General features: G+C 67.2%; 19 protein-coding genes. 13 read left to right on the forward strand and 6 right to left on the reverse strand.

What is annotated here, in order from left to right; all coding sequences use genetic code 11:
- The first annotated feature begins 69 nt into the window (after positions 1-69).
- Entirely contained in the window at positions 70-303 is a 234-nt protein-coding gene (locus AC1D0A_RS00675; protein WP_028276090.1) for a hypothetical protein, read from the forward strand.
- A gap of 32 nt (positions 304-335) precedes the next feature.
- A complete protein-coding gene (locus tag AC1D0A_RS00680) occupies positions 336-2,330 on the forward strand; it encodes a glycosyltransferase family 2 protein (protein ID WP_476944959.1) in 1,995 nt (664 codons plus the stop codon).
- 27 nt (positions 2,331-2,357) lie between these two features.
- Here AC1D0A_RS00680 and AC1D0A_RS00685 read toward each other — a convergent pair whose 3' ends face one another.
- Positions 2,358-3,278: an MBL fold metallo-hydrolase gene (locus tag AC1D0A_RS00685; protein WP_476944960.1), complete on the reverse strand. Its 921-nt coding sequence runs from the start codon at positions 3,276-3,278 to the stop codon at positions 2,358-2,360.
- Between the two features lie 328 nt (positions 3,279-3,606).
- Between AC1D0A_RS00685 and AC1D0A_RS00690 the strand changes: the two genes are divergently transcribed.
- From AC1D0A_RS00690 to AC1D0A_RS00705, 4 genes are all read left to right on the forward strand, one after another.
- A complete protein-coding gene (locus AC1D0A_RS00690) occupies positions 3,607-5,205 on the forward strand; it encodes a PucR family transcriptional regulator (RefSeq protein ID WP_243181670.1) in 1,599 nt (532 codons plus the stop codon).
- Entirely contained in the window at positions 5,202-6,146 is a 945-nt protein-coding gene (locus tag AC1D0A_RS00695) for a glutaminase (RefSeq protein WP_243181669.1), read from the forward strand. Before AC1D0A_RS00690 ends, AC1D0A_RS00695 begins: the two co-directional genes overlap by 4 nt.
- Before the next feature lie 74 nt (positions 6,147-6,220).
- Positions 6,221-7,735 (forward strand): amino acid permease, encoded by a 1,515-nt coding sequence (locus tag AC1D0A_RS00700; RefSeq protein WP_243181668.1) that lies wholly within the window; start codon positions 6,221-6,223, stop codon positions 7,733-7,735.
- Positions 7,736-8,033: 298 nt separating this feature from the next.
- Complete coding sequence (locus AC1D0A_RS00705; RefSeq protein ID WP_243181667.1) at positions 8,034-9,761, forward strand: thiamine pyrophosphate-dependent enzyme; 1,728 nt, start codon at positions 8,034-8,036, stop codon at positions 9,759-9,761.
- A 125-nt stretch (positions 9,762-9,886) separates the two neighbouring features.
- On the opposite strand, the gene AC1D0A_RS00710 is transcribed toward AC1D0A_RS00705, so the two are convergent.
- Together AC1D0A_RS00710 and AC1D0A_RS00715 are read right to left on the reverse strand one after the other, a co-directional pair.
- A complete protein-coding gene (locus AC1D0A_RS00710) occupies positions 9,887-10,426 on the reverse strand; it encodes a DinB family protein (RefSeq protein ID WP_243181666.1) in 540 nt (179 codons plus the stop codon).
- Complete coding sequence (locus AC1D0A_RS00715; RefSeq protein WP_476942855.1) at positions 10,423-11,214, reverse strand: DUF2306 domain-containing protein; 792 nt, start codon at positions 11,212-11,214, stop codon at positions 10,423-10,425. The genes AC1D0A_RS00710 and AC1D0A_RS00715 overlap by 4 nt, the downstream gene beginning before the upstream one ends.
- A 134-nt stretch (positions 11,215-11,348) precedes the next feature.
- On the opposite strand from AC1D0A_RS00715, the gene AC1D0A_RS00720 reads away from it, so the two are divergent.
- A complete protein-coding gene (locus tag AC1D0A_RS00720) occupies positions 11,349-12,131 on the forward strand; it encodes a TetR/AcrR family transcriptional regulator (protein WP_476942856.1) in 783 nt (260 codons plus the stop codon).
- A 7-nt stretch (positions 12,132-12,138) separates the two neighbouring features.
- Here the strand turns inward: AC1D0A_RS00720 and AC1D0A_RS00725 are convergent, their stop codons facing one another.
- The 3 genes from AC1D0A_RS00725 to AC1D0A_RS00735 all read right to left on the reverse strand — a co-directional run bounded on the left by AC1D0A_RS00725 (position 12,139) and on the right by AC1D0A_RS00735 (position 13,952).
- Complete coding sequence (locus tag AC1D0A_RS00725) at positions 12,139-12,927, reverse strand: alpha/beta fold hydrolase (protein ID WP_243181663.1); 789 nt, start codon at positions 12,925-12,927, stop codon at positions 12,139-12,141.
- An 89-nt stretch (positions 12,928-13,016) separates the two neighbouring features.
- Positions 13,017-13,514 (reverse strand): SRPBCC family protein, encoded by a 498-nt coding sequence (locus tag AC1D0A_RS00730; protein WP_028275161.1) that lies wholly within the window; start codon positions 13,512-13,514, stop codon positions 13,017-13,019.
- Between the two features lie 18 nt (positions 13,515-13,532).
- Positions 13,533-13,952: an ArsR/SmtB family transcription factor gene (locus AC1D0A_RS00735; protein ID WP_476942857.1), complete on the reverse strand. Its 420-nt coding sequence runs from the start codon at positions 13,950-13,952 to the stop codon at positions 13,533-13,535.
- 123 nt (positions 13,953-14,075) lie between these two features.
- Here AC1D0A_RS00735 and AC1D0A_RS00740 point away from each other — a divergent pair, with 123 nt between their 5' ends.
- From AC1D0A_RS00740 to AC1D0A_RS00765, 6 genes are all read left to right on the forward strand, one after another.
- Positions 14,076-15,089 carry a medium chain dehydrogenase/reductase family protein gene (locus AC1D0A_RS00740; RefSeq protein WP_476942858.1) on the forward strand — a complete coding sequence of 338 codons (1,014 nt, stop codon included), beginning with the start codon at positions 14,076-14,078 and terminating at the stop codon, positions 15,087-15,089.
- Between the two features lie 165 nt (positions 15,090-15,254).
- The gene (locus AC1D0A_RS00745) at positions 15,255-15,827 is read left to right on the forward strand and encodes an MOSC domain-containing protein (protein ID WP_243181660.1); all 573 of its coding nucleotides are present in this window, start codon (positions 15,255-15,257) and stop codon (positions 15,825-15,827) included.
- Positions 15,828-16,014: 187 nt separating this feature from the next.
- A complete protein-coding gene (locus tag AC1D0A_RS00750) occupies positions 16,015-16,947 on the forward strand; it encodes a LysR family transcriptional regulator (RefSeq protein ID WP_243181659.1) in 933 nt (310 codons plus the stop codon).
- Positions 16,948-17,063: 116 nt separating this feature from the next.
- Positions 17,064-18,161 (forward strand): tartrate dehydrogenase, encoded by a 1,098-nt coding sequence (locus tag AC1D0A_RS00755; protein ID WP_476942859.1) that lies wholly within the window; start codon positions 17,064-17,066, stop codon positions 18,159-18,161.
- Positions 18,162-18,334: 173 nt separating this feature from the next.
- Positions 18,335-19,810, forward strand: a complete 1,476-nt coding sequence (dctA, locus tag AC1D0A_RS00760; protein ID WP_476942860.1) for a C4-dicarboxylate transporter DctA — start codon at positions 18,335-18,337, stop codon at positions 19,808-19,810.
- A gap of 1 nt (position 19,811) precedes the next feature.
- Positions 19,812-20,972, forward strand: a complete 1,161-nt coding sequence (locus tag AC1D0A_RS00765; protein WP_476942861.1) for a glycerate kinase — start codon at positions 19,812-19,814, stop codon at positions 20,970-20,972.
- Positions 20,973-21,040 lie beyond the last annotated feature (68 nt).

The following is a 21,040-nucleotide window of genomic DNA, read 5'->3' on the forward strand; positions in this document are numbered from 1 at the left end:
GGGGACTTCGGATAAAACTAAGCATCCTTCCCATCTTTTCTGCACAGCAGATCCCGAGGAGTTGCAGCCGTGAACAGCCAAAACCAGAGCGCGTCCGGAAGCCCCCTACAAACCAGCCGCGAGGAAGCGCCAGAGGACCAGAGCAGCACGCACGTCACGCATGTCCGCGAAGACGTGGCCATGGCGGGCCGGTGCGCCAACGTCCACCTGCCCACCGGGCGCACGTGCACGTTGCCCAAGCGCCACCCCGGCTCGTGCAATTTCGTCGGACCCGAGGACGCGGAGCACGTTGCAAAACAATAGATCAAAGCAGTAGGACGAAGCGCACTCCCTACGTGGTTTTGCGCAAGGATTCCGGCGGATCCGGTCCCGGGTGCTGCGCCGCGGCCCGTACCACCGGACGCCACAGCCCTGACCCGGCCGGCATTGCCGGCTGGGCCGCCCGGCTCGGACCTCCCGGAGCGGAAGCACCCCGGTCCCGGAGGCTGGCCCATGTCGGCGGTATCGCGGCCATCGCCGCCCTGGTCCTCTACCTGACGTGGCGTGTCCTGTTCACGATGCCGTCGGGTGAATGGAACCTGGCCATCGCCTGGATCCTGGTCACCTTCGAGGCCCTGCCGCTGGCCGGACTCATCCTGAAGGCGTGGTCAGTGTGGAACATCGACAGCCATCCGCCGGCGCCCGTGACGGAGGCCCCGAACGGCATGCGGGTGGCGGTGCTGATCCCCACGTACAACGAGCCCATCGAGGTTCTGACGCCCACGGTTGCGGCGGCCTGCGAACTGGCCCCGGCGCATGAGACGTGGGTTCTCGACGACGGCGACCGGCCTTGGGTCGAAGAAATGTGCGTCGCCTACGGCGCCCGGTATGTCCGACGGGCCGTCCACGACCACGCCAAGGCCGGCAACATGAACCACGCATTGTCCCTGATGGCCTCGGAGAAGGCCGCCGGCGGCCCGGGCATCGACATCATCGCGGTCCTGGACTGCGACCACGTCCCGCTGCCCACGTTCCTCACCGCCACCCTGGGCTGGTTCGAAGACCCCGGGATCGCCCTGATCCAGGGTCCGCAGTCCTTCTACAACGGCGGCGCGTTCGACGACGACGGCATCACGGGTGAGCAGGGCACCTTCTTCAACGTCCTCATGGCGTCCCGCAACGTACCCGGCGCCGGACCCTTCTGGTGCGGGTCGACGTCGTTGTTGCGCCTGAGCGCCCTGGAGGAGGTGGGCGGCGTGGCGACCGAGACCATCACCGAGGACATGCACACCATGCTCAAACTCATCCGGCGCGGCTGGCGGACCGTCTACCACCACCAGACGCTCGCCGTCGGGCTCGCGCCGGCGACGCCGGACCAGTACCTGCTGCAGCGCCGGCGCTGGGGCATGGGCGCCATGCAGATCCTCGTCCACGAGAAGCTGTGGGCGGCGAAGGGGTGGCTGTCGTGGCGGAATTACCACGAGTACCTCAACGGCACGCTGTGGTGGCTGGAGGGCATCGCCACGCTGGTGGCCTTCCTGATTCCGGTGGTGATCATGCTGTCCGGGGCGCAGACCTCCACCGCCGGGCCGCTGCTTTTCACCGGGGTCTTCCTGGTCATGTTCACCGTGCGCCTGTGGGGGTCCAAGCAGCTGATGCGCAACGAAATCCACTGGCCCACGGCCTTCGCCCTGCGGATTTTCCGCGTCCCGGTCGGCCTGGCGTGCCTCTGGTGGCTCATGTCCCGGAACATCCTGGAGTTCCAGGTGACGCCCAAGGGCGCCGCCGACCTCCGGCTCCGGGGCCGGACCCCGCGCATCCTGATCGTGATGGTTGTCCTCATCTCCGCGGTGATTCTTTACGCGGCCGCCGGGTTGGCCGGGCTGGTGCCCTGGCGCACGACGCCCGGTTCCACGGTGGCGTCCGGTGCCTGGCTGGTGCTCGCCGGCGCGGTCCTGGTGCTCGGGACGCGCAGGATCCGGGCCGCCGAATTCGCCACATCCCGCCGCAACGCCTACCGGATGGAGGTGTCCGCGCCGGTGGAGGCCGAGGGCACCAGCGGAGAGCTGCTGGACATTTCGGTCGGAGGCGCCGCAGTCCGCTTCCCGCACGGCACGCTGCCGGCTTCGGGGACAGTCACGCTCCGGTTGCCGGAGGCCGCGCCGGTCCGGCTGCAGGTCATCCGCACCACCAGGCAACCCGACGGCACCGAGATCGCGTCCCTGCGGGCGGCCGACGACGACTGGGCCACCTATCGTGCGCTCTCGTTGTGGATCTTCCACACGCCCGCCGGGGCGCTGCCCGATTTCCCGCCCGGCGTCCCGGCCGCGGCGTCGCTGCGGGGGCGCTGAGGGCTGGAGACCGGCGTTACCGTCCGCTCACTCCCCCTCGAGGCAGAGGATGAACCCGGGAAACACATGCCGGCCGGGGCGTCCGCCCACCTCGTCGATGGCCCGGCGGATCTGCCGGAGCTGCTCCACGGTCATCTGCAGCGGTGGTTCGTCGGGCTGGTAGGTGGTGAAGATCGGATAGTCGACGCCGGGCTGCCGCGACATTTCGATGTGGCAGCCCAGGACATGGGTGACGGTGTGGGTGGCGCAGAACCCGATCAGCCGTTCGATGGTGCTCACAAACGCTGGCCAGTCCTGGATGTAGAGCCGGCCGGGATAGACCGTGTCTCCGGTGAGCAGGAACCCGGTGTGGGGATCGTAGAACGTCACGGCCGCGTTGTGGTGCCCCGGGCTGGGCCAGCATGCCAGGACGCGCCCGCCGAGGTCCACCTGCGCGGGCTGACCGGCGCCGCCGCCGGCGTCCGGGTCGCCGGCGTCCGGGTCACTGGCGTCAGTGAATCCGAAGAATTCCCAGGCGTTGTCCCGGGCCGCATCCACCAGAACGGTGTCGGGACGGCCGGCGAACTGGGCATCGCCTGCGACATGATCGCCATGCGGGTGGGTATGGAGGACAAGGAGGCCGTAGCCGTCGCGGGGATGGGCGGCGAGCCACGCGTCCATGAGGCCGTCGACAACGCGGCGCAGCGGGAAGAAGTCCGCGGATGCGGTCGCGCCGGTATCGATCAGGACGGCCCTGGCGTTGCCGAACAGCAGGAACATGAACGGCGCCTCGTAGTTGACCGCCATGTTCTGGCGCAGGATGAACGTGTGCCCGTCGTAGGCGTGGACCTGGATGTCCGGGTCCGTGTTGTGCTTCGCCGACTCCGAGCCGTGGATCCAGGCCACCTCAAGGTCTCCGGACCGGGCGCCGCCTGCCGTGAAGTCGATCAGGTCCGGGGGCGTCTCCATGCGTTCTCCTAAGGGCGTCAGCGCCAGTGGCGGCGGGTGCGGCGGACGTCGGTTCCGCAGTGACGCACCAACACTCCATGATGACCGGTCCCCTTCCGGTCCTCAAACCCCGTCGGTTGCTCCGTAAAAGCCCTTTTGACGAGTGATTACGGCACCTACGGAGCAATCGATGGGCCCCCGCAGCTCTGCAGACCTCACCTTGGTCCGTAGACCTAAAACGGGCCGCGTAATTTAGGAACTTTTCCATACTTTGGGCGATGCCTGCTGGATAGGCTGAGGTGTCCGGACAAAGCCGTCCGGGAAGGGTGCCAATGTCAGAAAGAAGCCCATGGCCGCAGCTACAGTGGACGACATCCTCGCGGATCTTCCGCTGGGTTTCGCCAGCCTGATGCTTCGGCCTTCCCGCACGGATGCTGTGATCGAACGCTTTCTGATCGTCGACGCCGATGACGAGACCGCCGACGGCGCGACTGCGTTCGTCCTGCTGATCGGCGTTCGCGGACGCTCCGCGTTGCCCGCAGTGCGGCGCCTCTTGAAAAGCCCGCCCCTGGTCCTGGCCGTCAAGGGCAGCCCCGACGAACTGGCGGAAGCCGAAGAGCTGCTCCGCGCCGCCGGAACCGGCCTGCTGCTGGTGGACCCGGCGGCAGACTGGGACCGCTTGCTGTCCATCGCCAAGGACCGGATCCAGCCGCCCAGCTACCAGCGCGAAGTGCTGACCCTGCTCGAAGAAGACCTCTTCGCTATCGCCCAGACGACGGCCCGCCTGACCTCCAGCCACGTGGTGATCGAGGACGCCGCCAACAAGGTCCTGGCCTACTCCACGGTCACCAACGCCATTGACGAGCTGCGCAAGGCCTCGATCCTGGCCCGGCGCGGCCCGCGCAAATACGAACTCCTGCTCAAGGACCTCGGCGCCTACCGCGAGCTGCACCGGACGCGCCTGCCGGTCCGGGTTCCCGCCCGGCCCCAGGACGGCCTGCGGGAGCGCGTCGCCATCAGCCTGTTCGCCGGTGACCGCATCATGGGCTACATCTGGCTCCAGGAAACCGGCGGGGGCTTCGGCGACGACGTCGACTATGTGCTCACCGGCTCGGCCGCGCGGGCCTCCGCCGAGCTGATCCGGTACCGCAACCAGCAATCCGTGCACATGCGCGAGGACCGGATCGTGCGCCTCCTTTCGGGTCCCGCGGAGGCTGCGGCGAGCGCGCACAGCGAGAAAATCCCAGCGGACCGCCCTGCGGCCCTGATCCTGATTGGCCTCTCCGCGTCCGAAGCCCAGGAGAACGACGCCGCACTCAAACACGGCGAGCTGGCCAACCTCGCTTCAATCCATGCAGCCGCCTACAAGCCTTCAGCCATCGTGGGACAGTTTCACGGCGACACCGCCGTGATCCTTCCCGGGCTGCAGTCCGCCAACGCCGGGGCCGGTCTGCGGAGTCTGGCCGAGGCAATCGTCAAGGACGCCAACAAGCACCTCGGCATCAGCCCCTTTGCCGCCGTCGGCCCCGCTGTTCCCGATCTGCTATCAATCCATTCTGTGACCGGAATATGCGAAGCGCTGCTGGGCTGCATGCGCCGCTCCGGCGAAGTTTCGGTTGCCACGGTGGACGATTTCGAAGCCGAGATCCTCTTCCACGACGCAGTGGAGAACTTTACGACGGCGGCCTTCCGGCACCGCAGCCTCTGGGCCCTGCTCCGCGACGACGCGGAACTGGCCGTAACCCTGCGTGCCTTCTTCGACGCGTCACTCGACGTGGCCGAGTGCGCGAAGCGGATGCAGCTGCATAAGAACACCGTCTACTACCGGATCGGCAAGGTCAGCCGGGTCACCGGCCTGGACTTCGGCAATCCCCGCCATGCACTGGTCGCGCTGCTGCATGTTCAGGAGTGGTCCGGCACACAGAAGGAGCACGTGGGCAAGAAATGATGACAACACTTGATTCGCCGCCGCTTGCCTTATTACTGGATGACATTGTCCGCGGCCACCGGCCCCGGACGGAAGCGGGGTCAGTCCCCGCAAACATTCCCCACCTGCAGTCCCCGCCGTTCGACCGTTTCGGCATCGCGGTTGCCACAACGTCCGGGGAGCTATTCAGTTCCGGCGACGCCGATCTTCCGTTCTCGATCCAGAGCATCTCCAAGGTCTTCACCCTGGCGATGGCGCTCGGCGCCGATGACTCCGGCTCGTTGTGGTCCAGGGTCCTTCGCGAGCCTTCAGGGACGTCCTTCAACTCTTTGGTCCAGCTTGAAGTCGAGCACGGGATCCCGCGGAACCCGTTCATCAACTCGGGCGCCCTGGTGGTCACCGACCATCTGATGGAAAGAACTCCCGACGCCGCCGCCCAGGTCCTGCGTTTCCTCACCGGCCAGGTGGGTCACCAGAATGGAAGACAGGGTCCGTTCATCGACGAGGCGGCCGCAAAGAGTGAACTCTCCAGCAGCAGCCGCAACCTGGCCCTCGCCCACTTCCTGAAGGAATTCGGCAACCTGCGGCGGCCCGCACAAGCCGTGGTGGAGAACTACGTCCGGCAGTGCTCAATCATGATGACCTGCGTGGAGGTGGCCAAGGCAGGTCTATTCCTCGCGCAGGATGGTCGTGGAGTACAAGGCGCGGTGATCTCCAGGAGCGAGGCTAAGCGCATCGGCTCCATCATGCTGACCTGCGGCATGTATGACGCAGCCGGCGAGTTCGCCTACCGCGTGGGACTTCCCGGGAAAAGCGGTGTAGGCGGCGGCATCCTGGCGATTGTCCCCGGCCAGTGCGCCATCTGCGTCTGGAGCCCGCGGCTGGATTCCAAAGGAAATTCCCTGGCAGGCACGGCGGCTCTCGCTGACCTGTCCGACCGGACCGGGTGGTCGATTTTCTGATCTGACGTCCGGCTGTCCCCACAATCTCCCTCCAGAACCCCATTTAGATCTCTGACAGATCGAAAGGAACACCCATGCCCAACAACCCCAATGACGAGGTTGGCTTGTACCAGGCCGATGGCGGCCACGCCCACGCTTCGGATTCCCTGATCCACGCGGAGGACTCGGGCTATCACAAGAGCCTGAAGCCCCGGCAGATCCAGATGATCGCGATCGGCGGGGCCATCGGGACCGGCCTGTTCCTGGGTGCCGGCGGCCGGCTCAACGCGGCAGGCCCGTCACTGGTCATCGCCTACGCCGTCTGTGGCTTCTTCGCGTTCCTGATCCTGCGCGCCCTGGGTGAACTGGTGCTGCACCGGCCCTCGTCAGGATCGTTCGTGTCCTACGCCCGCGAATTCTACGGAGAGAAAGCCGCGTTCATCTCCGGCTGGTTCTATTGGATCAACTGGGCCACCACCACCATCGTGGACATCACCGCCGCGGCCCTCTACATGAACTTCTTCGGCAAATACATCCCTTGGATGGGGGCCGTACCGCAGTGGGCGTGGGCGCTGATCGCCCTCGTCGTGGTCCTTTGCCTCAACCTCGTCTCCGTCAAGGTGTTCGGCGAGCTCGAGTTCTGGTTCGCCCTGATCAAGGTCGCGGCCCTGGTCGCATTCCTGTTGGTCGGCACCTACTTCGTCATGTTCGGCACGCCCGTGGAAGGCCAGGAAGTCGGATTCAGCCTCATCACCGACAATGGCGGCCTCTTCCCCAACGGGCTGCTGCCCATGATCATCCTTATGCAGGGCGTGCTGTTCGCCTACGCCTCGATCGAACTGATCGGTACCGCCGCCGGCGAAACCGAAAACCCCGAAAGAATCATGCCCAAGGCCATCAACTCCGTGGTCTTCCGGATCGCCGTCTTCTACGTCGGCTCGGTCATTCTGCTCGCCCTGCTGCTGCCCTACACCTCGTATGAAAAAGGCGTCAGCCCGTTTGTGACGTTCTTCGGATCCATCGGTATCCAGGGCGTGGACGTCATCATGAACCTCGTGGTCCTCACGGCCGCCCTGTCCTCGCTGAACGCCGGTCTTTACTCCACCGGCCGCATCCTGCGTTCCATGTCAGTGGCCGGATCGGCCCCGAAGTTCGCCCAGCGGATGAACAAGGCCGGTGTCCCCTACGGCGGCATCGCCATCACCGCCGGCGTCTCCCTCCTCGGGGTCCCGCTGAACTACCTGGTCCCCGGCCAGGCTTTCGAGATCGTCCTGAACGTCGCCGCTGTAGGCATCGTCGTCACGTGGGCCACCATTGTGCTCTGCCAGATCCAGCTCAAACGGTGGGCAGACAAAGGCTGGCTTGAGCGCCCCACTTTCCGGATGTTCGGCGCCCCCTACACCGGTTACCTCTCCCTGGTATTCCTGCTCGGCGTCCTCGTCATGGTCTTCATCGATTCCCCGCTCACATTGCTGGTGACCCTGGTGGCCTGCGCGCTGATGGTAGGCGGCTGGTACGCCTGCCGGAAACAAATCCACGACATCGCCGAAACCCGCGACGGCTTCACTGGCGCCGCGCCCGTGCTGGCCAACCGGACTCCAATCCGCTAATCGAACATCCCAGTGCCGACCAATCCCGCAACCCGGCACCCAACGCGAAAGCCTTCATGAAGCCACGAAACCCGCTGAGTCCCGGCCGAACCAGCACTCTGCAGGAACTCGACCCGCCAGCTGCGCACAAAGACAAGCCGCCGGCGTCGAACGACAGCTGCGAGGACGTCTGCTTCTTCTGCACCGGACCGGAAACAGACTAGCCACCGTTCCGCTGGATTCAGTGGACATGCCATGCCCGCCAACCCAACCCAACCCAAGAAGACAAGTAGTGATGAAAACCGAGTCTGCATCCATAATGACCGCAACCGACACGCACCCAGTTGAAGGCGACACCATCAAACCCGTGCAGACGGCCCCAGGGGCTGTCCTGGATAACCGCAACGGCGCCAGCACCCTCAAGTCCGCCGGCCACGTGATTGTTGATTCGCTCGCGGCGCACGGGGTAGAACGCACGTTTGTTGTCCCCGGGGAAAGCTTCCTGGACGTCCTCGACGGGCTGCACGGCTCTGAGATCGAGACCGTGGTCTGCCGGCACGAGGGCGGTGCCGCCTACATGGCCGAGGCCGACGGCAAGATGAACCAGCGTCCCGGCGTCGCCATGGTCACCCGCGGCCCCGGGGCAGCGAACGCCCACGTGGGCCTGCACACCGCGTGGCAGGACTCCACCCCGATGCTGCTCTTCGTCGGACTGATTCCGTTCGCGCACCGGGACCGCGAGGCGTTCCAGGAGTTCGACATCAAGGCGTGGTTCGACACGGGCGCCAAACGCGTGATGGTCCTGGACCACCCCGAGCGGGCCTCCGAAATTGTCGCGGAGGCAATGTTCGCGGCCATGAGCGGCCGTCCCGGGCCCGTGGTAGTGGGCCTGCCGGAGGACATCATCCGGGTCCCCATTGATCCGGCCCTGCACCCGGCCATCCCGGTGGCCGCGGGCGGGATGAGCAGCACCGATGCCGGTGCGCTGGCTGAGGCGCTGGCACAGTCGAAGAAGCCGCTCTTTGTCACCGGCGGGAATGACTGGACCCAGGAAGCCGCCTCGGAACTAACCCGCTGGCTCGAAAAGCACCACATCCCGGCCGCGGCGGAGTGGCGGACACAGGGGACCGTCTCCTTTGATTCGCCCAGCTACGTGGGGCCGATCGGCTACGGCCGGCCCCGCCCCACCTATGACCTCCTGGAGGAAACCGACCTGCTCGTTTTCGTCGGGACGGTCCCGGGGGACGTGATCACGGACGGTTTCGTGTGCCGGCAGGACTGGAACAAGAACAACTTCCTCGTCAGCATCGATCCCTCGCTGCGCGGCCGCTCCGGTCCGGTCTCCCGCCAGATCCTGGCCAAGCCGGACGCCTTCGTCCGGGACCTGGTCAACATCGACCTGCCCGTCAAGGAGGAGTGGAAGGCGTGGACGGCCCGGATGCGCGCCGAGCAGCGCTCCTTCGCCAGCCTGCCGCCGTCGGTCCCCGGCGACGGGCCCGCGAAGATGGACACCCTGATGGCCAACCTCGTGCCGCTGCTGCCGGAGGACGCCCTGGTGACGTTTGGGGCGGGCGAGCACACCAACTGGGCGCACCGGTACTTCCCCACCCGGCGCTACGCCTCGATGATCAGCGCCCGGAACGGTTCCATGGGGTACTCGGTGCCCTCGGCCATCGCCGCCTCGCTGGCCAGCCCGGAGCGCCGGGTGGTCACCATCGCGGGCGACGGGGAATTCCTCATGAACGGCCAGGAGCTCGCCACGGCCGCCCAGTACGGAGCCACGCCGCTGATCATCGTGATGGATAACCAGGAGTACGGCACCATCCGCACCCACCAGGAACGCCACTACCCGTCCCGGGTGTCGGGGACGCAGCTGAAGAACCCCGACTTCGGCATGATGGCCCGGGCGTTCGGCGGTTTCGGCATCACCGTCACCGAGGATAAGGACGTGCCGGCCGCCCTCGAGGCGGCGCTGGCCGCCATCGACCGGGACGGTGTGTTCGCCCTGGTCCACCTCGTCGTCGAACAGCGGGTCAAGGCCTACTAAATCCAAGCTGCCTAACCTGGTTGCGCTATCAGTCCTGGTCGTCATTCGGCGTCCATAACAGCCATGACCGATAGCGCAACAAGTGGTTGGAGGGGTGCCTCGAGGCTACTCCCCTGTTTCGCCGCCTATTCCCCCGTCTCGCCGTCTAGGGCCTCGCGGAGGAGGTCGGCGTGGCCGTTGTGCCGGGCATACTCCTCGATCATGTGGCACAGGATCCAGCGCAGGCTCGGTGCCGAACCGTCGGGCCACGGGCGACGAGCCAATTGGTCCAGGCCGCCGCCGGCCAGGGCCTCCGTGACGCTGGCCCGGGACCGGTCCACGGCGTCCTGCCACAGGGTGCGCAACTGGTCCGGGGTGTCCCCGGCGGCGGAGTGCCACTCCCAGTCCGGGTCGGCCTTCCAATCCACGGCGGCAAACGGGGCCTCCCGGTCCCGGGCGTGCAGGGAACGGGAGAACCATTCGCTCTCCACATAGGCCATGTGCTTTAGGAGCCCGCCCAGCGTCATCGATGAGGCAGCGGTAGTAGCCACGAAGCCGGCCGCGTCCAGCCCTGCGCATTTCCACGCCAGCGTGGCCCGCTGGTAGTCCAGGAAACCCAGGAGGGTCGCGGTTTCGTCGGAGGCGAGGGGAGGCTCCGGGCGGCCCTGATCGTCCACAATTGTCATGCGCGTGAGTCTAGCCGCCCGGCCTCCACGTCGCCGGAAACCGTCCGCTTCGCCGGAAGAGTACGGCGAGCCGGCACGCTTCCGGCGACTTCGACGACGGCGGGCAAGCGCACGGTCCGTCTGGTGCGCACGGTCCGCCTGGCGCGCCGGTGGATGACGTACTCGGCCACCGCAAGGTTGATCACCCAGGCTGCCCCCAGGAGCACCGCCCGGGTCGGCTCGTCGGGCGGGCCCACCAGCAGCATCCACGGCAGCCCTGTCAGCGCCTGCGTTCCCGCGGCGACGCCGATCGCGTAGCCGCGCGTCATCCACGCGCCGTGCCGCACAAAGTCGCGGCGCACAACCGCCACGACTCCCAGGACAATGCTCGCCGCCATGGCCGAGCCGAAGACCAGCCGCAGCACCAACAGCGCCGGTCCGTCCCCGGGCGGCAGCGGATAGAAGACGGCCATCCACAGGCCGGACAGGGCGGCCAGCAAGCCCGCCGGCGCGAGGATGCGGCCGGCGACCCGGTGCCAGCCGCGGCGGCCCCGCAGCGCGGGGAGGAACTGGAACGCACCGAGCAGGCTGTAGGTGGTGACGCTAAGGATGTGCGTCACCACAGGCACGGGCGAGGCGAAGAACCGGGCGTTCTGGGCGGTGATGGCGGCACCGCCGGTCAGTTCCGTCAGCCGCGCCGCGCCGGCGATCACCGGGATGAGGCTGAGAAGGATCAATCCGGCGGCCACTGGCCACTGGGGGCGGCGGCGGACACGGGGGACGGGGGCGCTGCTGGCGTGTGTTGTCACGGCGTGGTCCTTGGCTGGGATGGCTGGTGGCGGTGGTACATGAATCGCGCGGTGTACGGCGTACACCTGATGCGGCCACGTTAGGTGTACGGCGTACACTTGTCAATAGAGAACCGTTAGGGAAGGGTGGCCGGATGACCCAGCAAGCGGAGCGCACGCGCCGGATCCCGTTGAGCCGGGACCGCGTCCTGGCTGCCGCCGTCGTGCTGGCCGATCAGGTGGGGATCGAGGCGCTGAGCATGCGCCGGCTGGCGCAGGAACTCGGCGTCGTCCCGATGGCGCTGTACAAGCACGTGGCAAACAAGGAGGAACTCCTTGACTGCATGGTGGACGCCCTTGTCAGCGAGATCGATCCTCCCGTCCGTGATGCCGGCTGGAAGGACACCGTGCGCCTGAGGGTGCTCTCGGCGAGGGGGGCGCTGCTGCGGCATCCGTGGGCCCGGCAAGTGCTGGAATCGCGCACCAATAAAACGCCGGCGGTCCTTGGCTACATGGACTCGTTCATCGGCATGTTCCTGGCCGGAGGCTTCTCCGTGGACCTGACCCATCACGTCATGCACGCCCTCGGCAGCCGCATGTGGGGGTTTACCCAGGAGCTGTTCGACGACTCCGCCGGCGGGGACGCCGCAGGGCTGGCGACCCTTCCGCCGGAAGCGCAGGCGGCCATGTTCCGGGAGATGGCCGAGCGGTATCCGAACATTCTGAAGGTCGCCACCGCCTCCGCGCACCAGGACTCCGTGGTGGGCCAGGGGTGCGATGACCAGTTCGAGTTCGAGTTCGCCCTGGACCTGCTCCTGGACGGCTTCGAGCGGCTGCACCGGCAGCACTGGAGCTCCACTCCGGCACAAACCAGCCCGGCACAGACCAGCCCGGCACAAACCAGTCCGGCGCAGACCTCCACGCCGGCAACGCCCTGACCGGCCCCTACTCCTCCAGGAACCGCAGCAGGTACGGAAGAGTGGTCCGCATGGCCCGCAGGTCGCCCCCGCTCGCGGCCAGCTCGCCCAAATAATCGCCGTGGCTGCCCGGCACGATCATCAGACGTGCCCCGGGAATGAGCCGTGACATCTGCACGGCATGGTCAGCGCTGACGACGTCGCGGTCGGCGCTCAGCACCAGGGTGCGGGCCGTGATGCGGCGCAGGTCCTCGTCCGGCCAGCCGGGGAAGGTCAGGATCCGCTGGCGGTCCAGTTCGAACATCCGCTCGAGGTGTCCGGGCTCCGGGTTCAGCCGGCGGTCCGCGTCCTGGTACACCTCCGGCATGTCATCGAGGGTTGCCTTTTCCATCCCCTCCCAAAATTCATCGCCCACAGCGTCGCGGCTGGCGAAGGTGGAGGCGGCAATCAGGCACCGCACCATGGACGGATGCCCCATGGCCAGCGCGAGCGCGGTGTGGCCCCCGGCGCTGAACCCGAGCACATCCACGGAGTCCACGTTGAGCTCATCGAGCACGGCTTTGATGTCCTCTGCCGATCCTTCGGCGGTGAGCGGCCGGGCGGTAGCCGCGGTCCGGCCGTGGCCTTCCTCTTCGACGGCGATCACCTGCAGGCTCTCGGCCAGCAGCGCGGGGATGAGGCCGGCGAAGTTGGTCTCGATGCTCGAGCCTCCGCCGGGAATCAGCAACAGCGGGGGCTCGCCGGCCCGCGGGTGACCGTGGACCTCGTAGTACATGCGGAGGTCGCCGTTCGCCGCGTAACCGTGGGTGAATGTCACACGGCATGTTACCGCCGCTAATGCCGGGCTGAACAGGGCCTTGCGGACGACGGCGGGAGATTCCCGCCGTCGTCGTGTTGCGTTGCAGGTCAAGCGTTGACGGACTCGGCGATGATCGCGTCGACCTGGCCCAGCGCCTCCCTCATGCCTTCTTCCATGCCCATGGCGACGATCTTCTCCATCTGCTCCTCCGCCTCGAACGTGGACATGATGGTCATTCGGGTGCGGTCGCCGATTGGCTCCAGTGTCACAACTCCATGGATCGTGCCCATGTCGGCCACGGGGTCGCCGTTGTCGTCCGCGAAGCCATCATCGAACTCCAGCCGGTGCGGGGCGTTGATGGTCACGAACCGCCACCAGCCGCGGGCTTTCTCCCCCTCGGGTCCCGTCATGTAGTAGCTGGCCTCGCCGCCCGGGACGAACTCGTGCTTTTCGAAGGTGGCCGGCCACGTGGGCGGCCCCCACCAGCGCTCGAGCTGGCGCGGGTCTTCCCAGATTTGCCAGACGCGCCCAACTCCGGCATCAAACTCGGCGACCACGGTGAGGCTCAGCGCCTCAAGATTCTTGACTGAACTGACAACCGTCATGACGAACTCTCCTATCCTTCAGTTTCCTTCAGCTTGGCCTTGCGATTTATTCGTTGTTCTGGCGCCTGCCTGCGTCTCGTCAGGTTCCGGGGCGGCCGATTCGGCCAGCAGGTCCGCAATCCGGTCGGCGCGCTGGCGCCAAATGACCTCGTAGTCGTCCAGCAGGCGGCGGGCCCGCTGCAGGCCGTCATGGTTGGCCCGCACGATCTGCTCCCTTCCCCGCTTCTCCTTCGAGACAAGGGAAGCGCGTTCCAGCACCGCCACATGCTTCTGGACGGCCGCAAAACTCATGGCGTAGAGGGCAGCGAGCCCGGAGATCGAGTACTCGCCCACCGTCACCCGGCGCACGATGTCCCTGCGGGTCGCGTCGGCGAACGCCTGGAAAAGGCGGTCGAGTTCGTCGTCGTTGAGCTGGGTTCGGAGCTGATCTACAACCATTTGGTTGTAGGATAGTCCGACTGCTCGGGGGTGTCAATGTGTCGGGAATCGACCCCAGCGGCCTCGGCGCTGGGCGGCAAAGTGACCGGTGTGCGGAGCGTATGCCGAGCGTAGAGTGAGCCCATGAAGCGTGTGGTGATCGACCGCTTCGGCGGCCCCGAAGTCCTGCAGGTGGTGGAGGTCGACGATCCACGGCCCGGCCCGGGTGAAGTCCGCGTCAGGGTCCTGGCTTCGGGGGTCTCTTTCACCGATGCCCAGCTCCGCGCCGGCACCTACCTCGGCGGACCGAAGCCGCCGTTCACGCCCGGATACGAGCTCGTCGGCATCGTTGATGAGCTCGGGCCCGGTTGCTCGCGGGTGCGGGTCGGGGACCGCATCGGCGCGCTGACGGTGTGGGGCGCCAACGCCGAGCGCGTCTGTGTGCCGGAGGCATACGCGGTGGATGTGCCTGAGGACCTCGACCCGGCCGAGGTCGTAAGCCTCGTCTTCCCCTACATGACCGCCTACCAGTTGCTGCACCGGACGGCCCAGGCGAAGCCCGGGGAGAGCGTTCTGGTTCACGGCGCGGCAGGCAGGGTGGGCGCCGCCATCCTCGAGCTCGGAGCACTGGCCCGCCTCCGCCTCTACGGGACCGCCTCCGGCCGGGACCGCGCCGCAGTGGAGCGGCTGGGCGCGGTGGCGATCGACTATCAGAACGAGGATTTCCTGGCCCGAGTGCGCGGGCTCACCGGCGACGGCGTAGACATTGCCCTCGACGGGATCGGTGGGCCGTTGTCTCTGCGCTCCTTCCGGGCGCTGCGGCCCGGCGGCCGGCTCGTTGTGTTTGGCCGCTACGCCACCATCGCGCAGGGGCGCAAGAACTGGCCGGGCGTGATCGCCTGGTACGCGGCAACGGGGAGCGTCGCACTCTGGGGCTGGCTGTCACCCCGCCGAAAGGTGCTGTCCTACCGGATCCAGAAGCTGCGCATCCACCACCAGGACTGGTTCAGGGCAGACTTCTTCGCGCTGCTCGAGTTGCTTCGCCGCGGCGAGATTCACCCGGTGGTGGCCGAGCGCCTGCCGCTTTCGGACGTTCGTCGCGCCCATGAGCTGCTGGGGAGCACCGCGGCGAAAGGGAAGATCGTGCTCGTACCCTGATCCGGCATGGTCGCTGCCGCGGCGAAAGGGAAGATCGTGCTCGTACCCTGATCGGGCCCCGCCGGGTTCGCGGGAAGCCTGCGAGGTCGCCGGAAGGTTCCGGCGAGTCCGCACGTTTCCGGCGACTTCGCGGCCCAACGCCACGAGGGAGGATAGTTTTAGGGCATGACGGCAAGCTACACGTACGACGTCGAGATTCTGCACCTCCTCGTCTCGCCGGCACACGCCTACTTCGGCCGCGCCCGCGATGGTGCGGCGCAGGTCCCCACGACGGACGCGGACCAAGTGGAACTGGTGGCCGGCAAGGGCATCGTCGGCGACCGGTTCTTCGGCAAGGCCGCGCACATGGACGCCGCCGTCACCCTCCTCTCGATCGAGGCCCTCGAGGCGATGGCTGAAAAGCTGGGAGCCGGCCCCTTTGACCCGCTCCTGACCCGGCGCAATGTGGTCCTCCGGGGCGCCCACCTCGCTCCCCTGCTCGGCGAAGAGTTCGCGCTTGAATCGAAGGGCAACGTGGTCCGGCTCCGGGCCGGACGGCCAGCCCACCCCTGCGCGTGGATGGACCGGATGCTTGCCCCGGGCGCGCACGACGCCATGCGCGGCCGGGGAGGCGTGCGCTGCCAGCCGCTTTCGACCGGCCTCCTGAGCCGCGGCCCGGCCGTGCTGGTCAGCCCCGTCCCGCTCGACCCCGGGCAGGCCGGCGTCCCCACGCTGTTGCGCCCCTCCCGGCTGCCGTAGCGCGGCGAAGACCCGAGCGGCGCGGACGACGGCGGGCGTTGCGTGATCCGGCGAGCGGCGATCATGCTCTTTGCCGCGGATGTGGAACAAATGCGCATCCGAATCGTCCGCAGGAAATAGGCTCGGACTCATCGATCAGGCGGCCGCACGGCAACCGTCAAGTGCAAAAACCGGTGAAGGAGCCAGGGTGGACACCCGAAAGCTGAAGTATTTTCTGGCTGTTGTTGACCACGACGGGTTCAGCCGGGCCGCGGAGCACCTGCTCATCGCCCAGCCATCGCTCTCGCAGACCATCGCCGCCCTCGAGAAGGAGCTGGGCGTGCCGCTCTTCCACCGGATCGGGCGGCGGGCGGTGCTCACCGAGGCGGGCAAGGAGCTGATCGGGCCGGCCCGGCTCGTGATGCGCAACCTCGATGCGGCGCAGTCCGCGGTGCAGTCGGTGCGCGGGCTGCGCAGCGGACGGCTGGACATCGTCACGATGCCCTCACCCGGGATCGAGCCCCTGTCCTCGATGATCGCCGCCTTCACCCGTGCTCATCCCTTGGTCAGGCTCAATGTCAGCGCCGCCTTCACCCCGGAGGACGTCATCGAGTCTGTCCGAAGCGGCAGTACGGAGATCGGGCTGGCAGGCTCCCCCACGCCCATCAAGGTTCCCGGCGTTGAGGTGCTGGAGCTCGATCGCCAGCCGCTGATCCTTCTCATCAATCCCCAGTCCGATACGTTTGGCGCCGCAACAACGATTCAACGCGAGGAGCTGGCCGGCCACCGCCTGGTCGCGAGCCAGCGCGGCTCGCTGATGCGCTGGCTTGTGGACGATGCACTGGCGCGGGGGATCGACGCCGAAATCGTCGTCGAGGTCGCCCACCGGACCTCGATCCTGCCCTTGGTCCTGGCCGGGGTCGGCCACGCCGTGATGCCGTCGTCGTGGGCGCCCCTGGCGCACAAATCGGGGCTGCGGACGCTGCTGATCGAACCCGTATCCTACCTGGATGTTGCCGTTCTCAGCCGGAGGGACGACCTGACCCCCGCGGCCCGGTCCTTCCTGGCGGTGGCGCGGCTGCACGCGGCCCCGCAACCGCAAGGAAGGACAGACACGCCTCCCCCGGCACATCATCAATAGGCTGAACCTATCTAGCGGATCGGATCTTGGTCTTGGACGGCATGTGGTGCCGGCCCGTCTACTTGAAGAGGAAGGCAGTGTGACGCTGCTAACACACTCAACGAGGAGGTAGGCACATGAGCGCCACCCAGAAATTCAGCATCGCTTCAATCCCCGCAGACGGGGTCGGCAAAGAGGTCGTCTCCGCCGGACGCCGGGTCCTGGACGCCCTGGCGCAGAATTCCGGCGGCAAGTTCGCCTTCGAATGGACCGAGTTCCCATGGGGCTGCGAGTACTACGCCAAGACCGGCCAGATGATGGACCCCGACGGACTGGACACCCTCAAGGATTTCGACGCCATCTACTTCGGCGCTGTCGGCTGGGAAAACGTCCCGGACCACATCAGCCTCTGGGGCCTGCGCCTGAATATCACGCAGAACTTTGACCAGTGGGCCAACATCCGTCCGGTGAAGTTCCTCCCGGGCGTCCAGTCCCCGCTGCGCAAGGCCGACACCACCGAGCTCGACTGGATTGTGGTCCGCGAAAACAGTGAAGGCGAGTACGCCGGCCTCGGCGGGCGCAACCTCGGCGGCCGCGGCCCGGGCAACGAGGTCGCCCTGCAGACCGCGCTGTTCACCGAGAAGGGCTGCGAGCGCATCATGCGCTTCGCGTTCGATCTCGCCCGGACCCGGACGGTGAAGAAGGTCTCCTCCGTCACCAAGTCCAACGCCCAGCAGTACGGCATGGTCCTCTGGGACGAAACCTTCCGGCGTGTTGCCCTGGACTACCCCGATGTCGCCACCGAGAGCGTCCTGGTCGACGCGATGAGCGCCAAGTTCATCCTGCACCCGGAAGACCTCTCCGTGGTCGTCGCCTCCAACCTGAACGCCGACATCCTCTCCGACCTCGGCTCGGCCCTGGCCGGCAGCCTCGGCCTGGCGGCCAGCGCAAACCTGAACCCGGAGCGCCGCTTCCCGTCCATGTTCGAGCCGGTGCACGGCTCGGCCCCGGACATCGCGGGCAAGGGCATCAGCAACCCGATCGGCGCGATCGCCAGCGCAGCCCTGATGCTGGACCACTTTGGCCTCCACGAGGAAGCCCGCCGCGTCGAGGCCGCCATCGAAGAGGCAACCGGCGCCGGCCACCTGACCCGCGACGTCGGCGGCGACGCCACCACCGCGGACGTCACCGATGCCATCATCGAGGCCCTGGCCCGCACCCTGGCGGCCGTTTAGCGCTGAGGCGCACTAAAACGGACGACGGCACTGAAACGGACGACGCCGGCCGCGCGGCCGCCGTCGAACGCTACACACCGCACGGGGCGGCTGCGCCCAACTGGCTCCCGCCCCGTGCAAACCCCCCCCCACTTAAAGCATCTCCAGAGACATTCCACAATGAGGTAGGAATCATGGGACACATCACCACCGCGGGCACGGACATCCCCGCCCCCAAGAAACGCTGGTACAGGCAGCTGTACTTCTGGGTATTGACCGGCATCGTCCTCGGCATTCTGGTGGGCTGGCTGGCCCCGGCCGCGGGCATTGCCATGGAACCGATCGGCACCACCTTCGTCAACGCCATGAGAATGCTGATCGGCCCGATCGTGTTCCTGACCATCGTCGGCGGCATCGCCAGCGTCGCGGATCTGAAGAAGGTCGGCATGACCGGGCTGAAGGCCCTGACGTATTTCCAGATCGGCACGATCTTTGCCCTGCTCTTTGGCCTGGTCGCCATCAACATCTTCCGCCTCGGCGACGGCGTCAACGCAGACGCCAGCGCGATCAAGACGACGGACTCCGCGGCCAAACTCATCGACGCCGGCGCCCACCAGGAATGGTGGCAGTTCCTGACCCACGTCATCCCCACCAGCATCGTCGCGCCCTTCGTGGAAGGCGACATCCTCCAGATCATCTTCATCGCCGTGATCTTCGGCGTCGCGCTGAACGCCATGGGCAAGATCGGAGCGCCCGTCCTGGACGGTGTCCAGCGCCTCACCGGGGTCATGTTCAAAATCCTGGGCTTCATCATGAAGGCCGCCCCGCTGGGCGCGTTCGGCGCGATGGCCTTCGCCGTCGGCAAGTACGGCGTCTCCTCCCTCTCCAGCATGGGCGGGCTGATCGCTCTCTTCTACGCCACCTCGATCCTCTTCGTCGTCGTGGTCCTCGGGTCCGTCATGGCCTTCCTGAAGCTGAACATCTTCAAGATGATCCGCCACCTCAAAGAGGAGTACCTGCTCATTCTGGGCACCTCCACGGCCGAACCGGCCCTCCCGGGCCTGATGCGCAAGCTCGAGCACGCCGGTGTGAAGAAGGAAACGGTCGGGCTCGTGGTCCCCACCGGCTACAGCTTCAACCTCGACGGCGCCGCCATCTACCTTTCGCTGGCCGCCGTCTACATCGCCCAGGCAACCAACACGAACCTGACCATCGGCCAGCAGCTGGGCCTCATCGCGGTCATGCTGCTCACCTCCAAGGGCGCGGCCGGCGTCGCCGGCGGCGGCTTCATCGCCCTGACCGCCACCCTGGCCACGCTCGGCACCATCCCTGCCGCCGGCATCATGCTTATCTTCGGCATCGACAAGTTCATGTCCGAGTGCCGGGCCCTGGTGAACTTCACCGGCAATGCCGTCGCCACCTTGTTCATCGCCTGGTGGGACCGCACCCTGGACGCGGACCGCGTCCGCCGCGTCTTCAACGGCGAAACTGTTGAGACCCTGCCCAGCGAGGATCCGATCCTCCCGGACGGTTACGGCGACATCGACGATGACCTGATCGAATACGGCCACCACACGCACCAGGACAACAACCCGGAGCGCACAGAACCCGCCGATGCCGATTCGACGGCCAAGGACAACCGCCGCCCCGCCTACTCGGAAACCATCTGACATGGTCCACACCACCGCCCCGAAAACCGTGCGGACCCTCATCGCACCGGACAAGTTCAAAGGCAGCCTCACGGCCGGCGAGGTGGCCGATGCACTGGCCGCAGGGCTCCGCGCCGGAGCCGGCTCCATTGGCGGGGCCGGAGCGGTCCACTGCGAGCTGCTTCCGCTGGCCGACGGCGGGGACGGCAGTGTGGACGCCGCCGTCGCCGCCGGCTTCACCCGGCACCGCCACACTGTCACCGGGCCCACCGGCCAGCCCGTCCCGGCCGGCATCGCGTTCGACGGCACCACCGCCGTCGTCGAGGTCGCCAACACGTGCGGCCTGGCGCTCCTGCCGGCGGCCCAGCTGGAACCGTTGGCGGCCTCCAGCCGGGGCTTTGGGGAAGCGATCCTGTTCGCCCTCAGTCTCAACCCGGCCAGGATCGTCCTGGCGCTGGGCGGAAGTGCCAGCACCGACGGCGGCATGGGAATGCTCACCGCCCTGGGCTACGGCTTCCACGACGTCCGCGGCCGGCAGCTCCACGGCAGCGGAAAGTCGCTGGCGCAGATCCACACCATCCGCCGGACCAGGTTCCCCGAACTGGACGGCACGGAGCTCGTAGTCGCCAGCGACGTCCACAATCCGCTGCTCGGGCCCGGCGGCGCGCCGGCGATCTTCGGACCCCAAAAGGGCGCCGGACCGCAGGACGTTGGGGCGCTGGAGCACGGGCTGGCGCACCTCGTCGCCACGTTGACGGACGCCGGATTTGAGGACGCCGAGGCACTGGCGCAGCGTGAGGGCGCCGGAAGCGCCGGCGGCATCGGCTTCGCCTGCCTGCTGCTGGGCGCCAAGCAGGTCTCGGGCGCCGACTACTTCCTGGACCTGCTCGATTTCAACAACCGCAGGGACAGTTGCGATGTCGTCATCACCGGCGAGGGCAGCATCGACGAACAGACCCTCGCCGGCAAACTTCCGGCCGCCGTCGCCCGGAGGTCCGGAACCCGCCCGATCATCGCGGTGGCCGGCCGTTCCCTCCTCCCCCGGGAAAGGTGGTCCGAACTGGCGCTCACCCGGGTCTACACCCTGGCCGAGTACACCGACCAGGACTCCTCCAAGGACCCCGGACTGTCCGCCGCCCTGCTGCAGAGGATCGGGAGGGACATCGCGGCAAGCCTGCTGTAGGCGCCCTTCCGCCGACGACGGGAACGCCTGCCTGGGGACACCCGGGCGGGCGTTCTTGTCGCGTTCCC

The sequence above is a fragment of the Arthrobacter sp. P1_D4 genome, assembly GCF_056406115.1.